Origin of the sequence: Albidovulum sp. (assembly GCF_049646345.1) — a bacterium.
Taxonomy (GTDB): Bacteria; Pseudomonadota; Alphaproteobacteria; order Rhodobacterales; family Rhodobacteraceae; genus Albidovulum.
This window is the reverse complement of sequence record NZ_JBARVQ010000847.1, coordinates 1-5,911: the sequence shown is the minus strand read 5'-3', so window position 1 is coordinate 5,911 and position 5,911 is coordinate 1. Positions and strand designations below refer to the sequence as shown.

The following is a 5,911-nucleotide window of genomic DNA, read 5'->3' as shown; positions in this document are numbered from 1 at the left end:
GCTTTCCGGCGACGATCTCTGCCAGCGCCCGGGTTTCAGCGCCGAGCGTCTGGCTGGGCACGACCTTGTTCACCAGCCCGACCTCGGCGGCGCGGGCGGCGTCAATGAACTGCCCCGTCGTCAGCATCTCGAACGCGGTCTTGCGGTGGACGTTGCGGGAAAGCGCGACCATGGGGGTGGAGCAGAAAAGCCCGATATTGACGCCGTTGACGCCGAACTTCGTGCCCTCGGCTGCAACCGCCATGTCGCAGGTGGCCACCAGTTGGCAGCCCGCGGCGGTGGCGATGCCATGAACCTCGGCGATGACGGGCTGCGGCAAAGCGGGGATCAACTGCATGACCTCGGCGCAGCGCCCGAAGAGATCGGCGAAATAAGCCCGGCCCTTGTCGGGTGCCGCGCGGCCCGCCTGCATTTCCTTCAGGTCGTGACCGGCGCAGAACGCCTTGCCCGTGCCTTTCAGGATCACCACGCGGATGCCCGGGTCTTCGGACAGTCGGGCGAAGGCGTCCTTCAATGCCGCCAGCATCGCGTCAGACAGGGCATTGAGGCTGCCGGGGTTGTTCAGGGTCAGCGTTGCGATGCCATCGGCATCTTCGCGCAAAAGGATCGGGTCGCTCATCTTGTCATTCCTTCCGGTTCGGGGAAGTCTAGGTCGGACCGGCGCGGGAGGGAAGATGCAGGCGGTAATGAATGAGGCGGATCTGGCGGTTTTCCTTGAACGGGAGTTCCCGCAGGTCACTGGCGACTTCGCCGTCGAACGGCTGACCGATGACGGGATTGTCATGCGGCTGAAGGTGGGCGACAGGCATCTGAGACCCGGTGGCACCGTCTCGGGCCCCAATATCTTTGCGCTTGCCGATGTCGCGGTCTATCTGGCGATCCTTGCCCGGATCGGGCCGGTGGCGCTGGCGGTGACCACGAACGGGTCGGTCGATTTCCTGCGCAAGCCCGAAGCCGGGCGCGATCTGATCGGCACCGCGCGGTTGTTGAAGCTGGGTCGTGTGCTGGCGGTTGGGGACGTATTGATCCGGTCCGAGGGCATGGATGAACCGGTCGCGCGGGCGAACATGACCTATTCGATCCCGCCCAAGCGCTAGGACGGCAGGAAGCCTTCGCCGCCGCAGGCCGAACAGCGTTTGGTCCTGACCCCGAAACACCCGCTGCAGCGGTCGAATTTCGGTCGTCCCTGACCGTCGGTGCCCATCAGGACCTGACCGCCACCGTTGCAAATCTGGCAGGGTGCGCGGCCGGAACCATGGCAGCGATGGCAGCGGCGTTTGACTTTTGGAGTGTCGGTATTGTTGTGCATGGCGGCGGCTTAAGATGATCTGTTCGCAATTGGTGGTCGGGTCTTGGGTAATTGATCCGAAGAGAACACAAGGCGCAGTCCATGTCATCAGACTTTGGTCCGGGGGCAGTGGGCAAAACTGACCGTTCTGTCGCTGGTATTGTGGGGTATTTAGATACCTATTTTTTAAGTAGCTGAAATCATGTGGAAAATTACGGAAGCACACCCTTGACCTGAACCGCAGGATCAGGGAAAAGCCCGCATCTGATTTCCGGGGGCCGTTTTGGCCACCCAGACCATCCCGAACTCGAAGGGCTGACAATGAAGACCTATACCGCAAAACCGGCGGAGATCGAGAAGAAGTGGATCCTGATCGACGCCGAGGGCGTTGTTCTGGGCCGCCTCGCCACGATCGTCGCCATGCGCCTGCGCGGCAAGCACAAGGCGACGTTCACTCCGCATATGGATATGGGCGACAACGTGATCATCATCAACGCCGACAAGGTGCAGATGACCGGCAACAAGCGTGCCGACAAGACCTATTACTGGCATACCGGCCATCCGGGCGGCATCAAGTCGCGCACGGCCGAGCAGGTGCTGGACGGCGCCCATCCCGAGCGTGTGGTGATCAAGGCCATCGAGCGCATGATCAGCCGCAATCGTCTTGGCAAGCAGCAGATGTCGAACCTGCGCGTCTATGCCGGTGCCGAGCACCCGCATGAAGCCCAGGCCCCTGAAGTTCTCGACGTCAAGTCGATGAACCCGAAGAACACCCGGAGCGCATGATATGGCTGACGAAATCAAATCTCTCGACGATCTGAAGTCGGCCGTCTCGGGCACCGAGGCTGTTGCCGAAATCGAAGCGCCCCGTGAGCCGCAGCGCGATGCGCTGGGTCGGTCCTATGCGACCGGCAAGCGGAAAGATGCGGTTGCCCGCGTCTGGATCAAGCCGGGCTCCGGCAAGTTCCTGATCCGCAACAACAAGGGCGAGTTCATCGACTACACGAAGTACTTCGCCCGTCCGGTGCTGCAGATGATCCTGCGCCAGCCGTTCCAGGTCGCCAATGTCGAAGGCCAGTTCGACGTGATGGCCACGGTTGCCGGTGGCGGTCTTTCGGGGCAGGCCGGTGCGGTCAAGCACGGCATCTCGAAAGCGCTGCAGCTTTATGAACCCTCCTTGCGTGGCGCGCTCAAGGCCGCTGGCTTCCTGACCCGCGACAGCCGCGTGGTCGAACGGAAGAAATACGGTAAGGCGAAAGCCCGCCGCAGCTTCCAGTTCTCCAAGCGCTGAGGCCTGGCCCTTCGGGGAACGATCGGAAATCTTCAGAAAGCGCGGCTTCGGCCGCGCTTTCTTGTTTTTCAGGGTCGCGGCCTTCGCTGTCGTCGGTCATGCGATGAACTGTTCTTCGTCAAGGTTGCGACCTATTCACACGGGGGGCTGTTGCGCCAATCCGGCAAGGTCTAGAAAGGGGGGCATGACGACCCGGACGTTTCGCACCCTGATTGCCTCTCTGACATGCCTCGCTGTGATCGCGATGGGCCTTGCCGCGGCAATGACGCGCGGACAGACGCGTATCGGTGGGCAGGTTGTGGTTCTTTGTTCGGGCGGTGGGCTGGTTCAGATCACGCTTGATGCGGAGGGTGAACCGACCGGGGGCAGTCATCTCTGCCCCGATCTTGTCCCGTCGCTGCTGACGGCGATCGACATGGTTCCGGCGCAAACCCTGCAACCGGCTGTGCGATACGAGGTTCTGCATCCCGAGGCACCGGTTCAGGCGATGTTTTCGCCGCCATCCGCCTTCCTTGCACGGGGTCCGCCGGTTTCGGCCTGATGTCAAAATCAGTCTGAAACCCAAGGAGAATACAATGAATGTTCTGACAGCCGCCGTCGCCGCCCTGGCGGTCACTTTCGCCGTACCCGCTTTTGCCGGGGATACAATTGCCGTGACCGATGCCTATGCCCGCTTCATGCCCGGCGCCATGGCAGGGGCCGCCTTCATGCAGATCGAAAATCACGGGGATGAGCCTGACCGTCTTACGGGTGTGGCGTCGGATATCGCCGAGCGGGTGGAATTGCACACCCACAAGGCCGGTGACGACGGCCTCATGCAGATGCTGCATGTGCCTGAGGGGTTCGAGGTTCCGGCAGGCGGCAGCCATGCGCTGGCGCGCGGGGGCGATCATGTGATGTTCATGGGTCTGACCGAACGCCCCGCAGAGGGTGCCGTGGTCAAGGTTGTCCTGACCTTTGAAAAGGCCGGTGAGGTGGAACTCGACATTCCCGTCGACAACGCCCGCTGACGGTTCGGATAGTCCGGGTAAGGTGGGATTGAACCCACCTTGCTGCAAAGGCTGAAACGCGACATCGATGTCGCCGCAGGCGCGGACTTTCGCGTGCCATAGGCGCAGGGGAGGGCGGTCGTCCCTCTCTCTCTGAGTCGCTTCCGATGTTCACCCCTTACAGCCTGCCCGAGGCATTCGACCCCGTCGAATGCGACCGGATCATAGATCTTGCCGGCTCAGCACCGCTTGCCGATGCGGGGTTGGTGCGGAACGCCTTTGATCACAATATCCGCCGTGCCGATCTTGCCTGGCTGGATGAGCGCGAGGGGGCGGAATGGGTGATGGAGCGGATCGTCACGCTGGTTGCCCGCGCCAATCGCGAGGCCTTCGACTTTGCCCTGAGTGAATTCGCCGAAAGCGCGCAGGTCGCGCGGTATGGGGCCGAACGGGAAGGCCATTTCGACTGGCATTCCGATATCGGCGCCGGTGCGGCCGCGTCGCGGCGCAAGCTGACGATGGTGGTGCAGCTGTCAGCGCCGGAGGGATATGAAGGCGGGGCGCTGGAACTGATGCCCGATACGCATATCCGATCCGCTGTGAAGGGACGTGGGGCGGCGACACTCTTCCCCAGCTTCGTTCTGCACCGGGTGACGCCGGTGACGGCAGGTGAACGCTGGTCGATGACGATCTGGGCCCATGGTCCGGCCTTTCGCTGACCGTCAGTTTCCCGGAGCCGGTTGCGGATAACACCCATTTGCAACGCGCGCCGGGGCAGGTGCTCCACCCAGTCCGGCACGATCTGGCGGGCCTAGCCGTGGCGTGTATCATCAAGGCTGCAAGCGCTCTTTCAGTCGGGGTCGCTGACCCGGTCGGGATCACCACAAGGCCGGGTTTTGACATTCGTCGGCCCGTCTGCGATGGCCGGGATGGAGGAGGCCTGTCATGCAACGTATTCTCTTTGTCTGTCTCGGCAATATCTGCCGCTCACCCGCGGCAGAGGCGGTTTTTGCCGCCAAGGCCCGCGCTGCGGGGCTGAATATTGCGACCGACAGTGCCGGGACGGGGGGATGGCATATCGGTGATCCGCCCTATCCACCGATGATCGCCGAAGGGCGCGCGCGCGGTTATGATCTGGCGCCGCTGAGGGCGCGGCAGGTTCAGGCCGGGGATTTCACGTCCTTCGGCCTGATCATCGCCATGGACAGCGCCAACCACATGTCGCTCGACGCCCTGCGCCCGGCGGGCAATGCGACGCCGGTGCGCCTGATGCTGGACTATCTTCATGGCGCGGAAGGTGATGAGGTTCCCGACCCGTATTACACCCGTGATTTCGGGGCTGCCTTCGATCTGATTGAGGCTGCGGCAGATGCGATGATCGCCCGCCTTCAGCAGGCGTCAGGTCAGGGGGTGCAGATCTGTTCGGCCGTGTCACCGAAGGCGACGTAGCGCTGCCAGAACGCCTGATGCGCGTCACTGCCGGATGTACGCACTTCCTGCGCCTTGGCCGGATCGCCGAAGAACTTCGCCGCCAGCCGCTGGTCCGAGCCGGTCAGCGTCATGTTCGCAACCATCTGAATGCATTCGCAAAGCAGCGGATTGGCCACCCGGTTTGATTGCTGGCAGGCCCGGTCGATCGGTCCCGCAGAGGCAATTGCCGGGGTAGAGATCACAAACGCCGCAAGTAAGACTGGTTTCATCCCCCGACCCCGTCACGCATCAACACACTGCCGGTTTGCCCGATCTTGGAACAGTTAATATTTGAGGCGATTTAGCATGAATTTGGAAATGACACAACCGACGGGGGCGTCTATGAGAGAACCTTTGCCGGGTAACCTTCGACCTTCAGCGCCGTCAGGATCGCCTCTGGCGCGGCTGTCGTCTTTACCTCGGCGGTTTTCGCATCGAGGTTGACGATCACATCGGCGTTGCTGTCGAGGTCGATGATCGAGCGCTCAACAGTCGCCTTGCAGTGGCGGCAGCTCATGTCGGGGATTGCGAGTTTCATCGGAACGCTCCTGAACGGATAACGCCATAGATCGTGTGGCGGTCGGGTGTAGTCAAGCCTCAGGCCGCGGCGCGAGCCATGCGTTCGGCCACGATCCGCTCAGCCACCGCATTGGGGCTGACCTGTTCGGCCGCCGCGGCGGTCAGGATCGCCTCCATCGTCCGGTCAAGCGCGTCGAGCTTTTGCGCGACCCAGACGGGCCGGTCGGTGATCTTCAGGATCTCGGCCGCGACATTGATGATACCGCCGCCATTGGCGACGAAATCCGGTGCATAGAGGATGCCGCGTTTTGCCAGCCGGTCGCCGTCTGCGGGCGTGGCAAGCTGATTGTTGGC

General features: G+C 62.5%; 10 protein-coding genes and 1 pseudogene. 7 read left to right on the top strand and 4 right to left on the bottom strand.

Going from position 1 to position 5,911, the window contains the following annotated elements; all coding sequences use genetic code 11:
* A partial coding sequence (locus WBB85_RS22260; protein ID WP_432640755.1) for an enoyl-CoA hydratase occupies nucleotides 1-619 on the bottom strand: 619 nt, incomplete at its 3' end.
* Nucleotides 620-674: 55 nt separating this feature from the next.
* On the opposite strand from WBB85_RS22260, the gene WBB85_RS22255 reads away from it, so the two are divergent.
* The 7 genes from WBB85_RS22255 to WBB85_RS22225 all read left to right on the top strand — a co-directional run bounded on the left by WBB85_RS22255 (nucleotide 675) and on the right by WBB85_RS22225 (nucleotide 5,017).
* Nucleotides 675-1,097: a PaaI family thioesterase gene (locus WBB85_RS22255; protein WP_432640754.1), complete on the top strand. Its 423-nt coding sequence runs from the start codon at nucleotides 675-677 to the stop codon at nucleotides 1,095-1,097.
* A 512-nt stretch (nucleotides 1,098-1,609) separates the two neighbouring features.
* On the top strand, nucleotides 1,610-2,074 hold the full coding sequence (gene rplM, locus WBB85_RS22250; protein WP_432640753.1) for a 50S ribosomal protein L13: 465 nt from the start codon (nucleotides 1,610-1,612) through the stop codon (nucleotides 2,072-2,074).
* A 1-nt stretch (nucleotide 2,075) separates the two neighbouring features.
* Nucleotides 2,076-2,579: a 30S ribosomal protein S9 gene (gene rpsI / locus WBB85_RS22245; protein WP_263738318.1), complete on the top strand. Its 504-nt coding sequence runs from the start codon at nucleotides 2,076-2,078 to the stop codon at nucleotides 2,577-2,579.
* Nucleotides 2,580-2,763: 184 nt separating this feature from the next.
* Nucleotides 2,764-3,120: a hypothetical protein gene (locus tag WBB85_RS22240; protein ID WP_432640752.1), complete on the top strand. Its 357-nt coding sequence runs from the start codon at nucleotides 2,764-2,766 to the stop codon at nucleotides 3,118-3,120.
* Between the two features lie 34 nt (nucleotides 3,121-3,154).
* Nucleotides 3,155-3,589, top strand: coding sequence for a copper chaperone PCu(A)C (locus WBB85_RS22235; RefSeq protein WP_432640751.1), 435 nt, complete (start codon nucleotides 3,155-3,157; stop codon nucleotides 3,587-3,589).
* 146 nt (nucleotides 3,590-3,735) lie between these two features.
* Nucleotides 3,736-4,287 carry a 2OG-Fe(II) oxygenase gene (locus tag WBB85_RS22230; RefSeq protein ID WP_432640750.1) on the top strand — a complete coding sequence of 184 codons (552 nt, stop codon included), beginning with the start codon at nucleotides 3,736-3,738 and terminating at the stop codon, nucleotides 4,285-4,287.
* Nucleotides 4,288-4,513: 226 nt separating this feature from the next.
* Nucleotides 4,514-5,017 (top strand): low molecular weight protein-tyrosine-phosphatase, encoded by a 504-nt coding sequence (locus WBB85_RS22225; RefSeq protein WP_432640749.1) that lies wholly within the window; start codon nucleotides 4,514-4,516, stop codon nucleotides 5,015-5,017.
* Here the strand turns inward: WBB85_RS22225 and WBB85_RS22220 are convergent.
* The 3 genes and pseudogenes from WBB85_RS22220 to WBB85_RS22210 form a co-directional block, all read right to left on the bottom strand.
* Complete coding sequence (locus tag WBB85_RS22220; protein WP_432640748.1) at nucleotides 4,972-5,268, bottom strand: hypothetical protein; 297 nt, start codon at nucleotides 5,266-5,268, stop codon at nucleotides 4,972-4,974. The two genes, WBB85_RS22225 and WBB85_RS22220, sit on opposite strands and share 46 nt — an antisense overlap.
* Nucleotides 5,269-5,378: 110 nt before the next feature.
* Nucleotides 5,379-5,576, bottom strand: coding sequence for a heavy-metal-associated domain-containing protein (locus tag WBB85_RS22215; RefSeq protein ID WP_432640747.1), 198 nt, complete (start codon nucleotides 5,574-5,576; stop codon nucleotides 5,379-5,381).
* A gap of 59 nt (nucleotides 5,577-5,635) precedes the next feature.
* A pseudogene (locus WBB85_RS22210) lies at nucleotides 5,636-5,911 on the bottom strand (amino acid dehydrogenase); the annotation flags it as partial.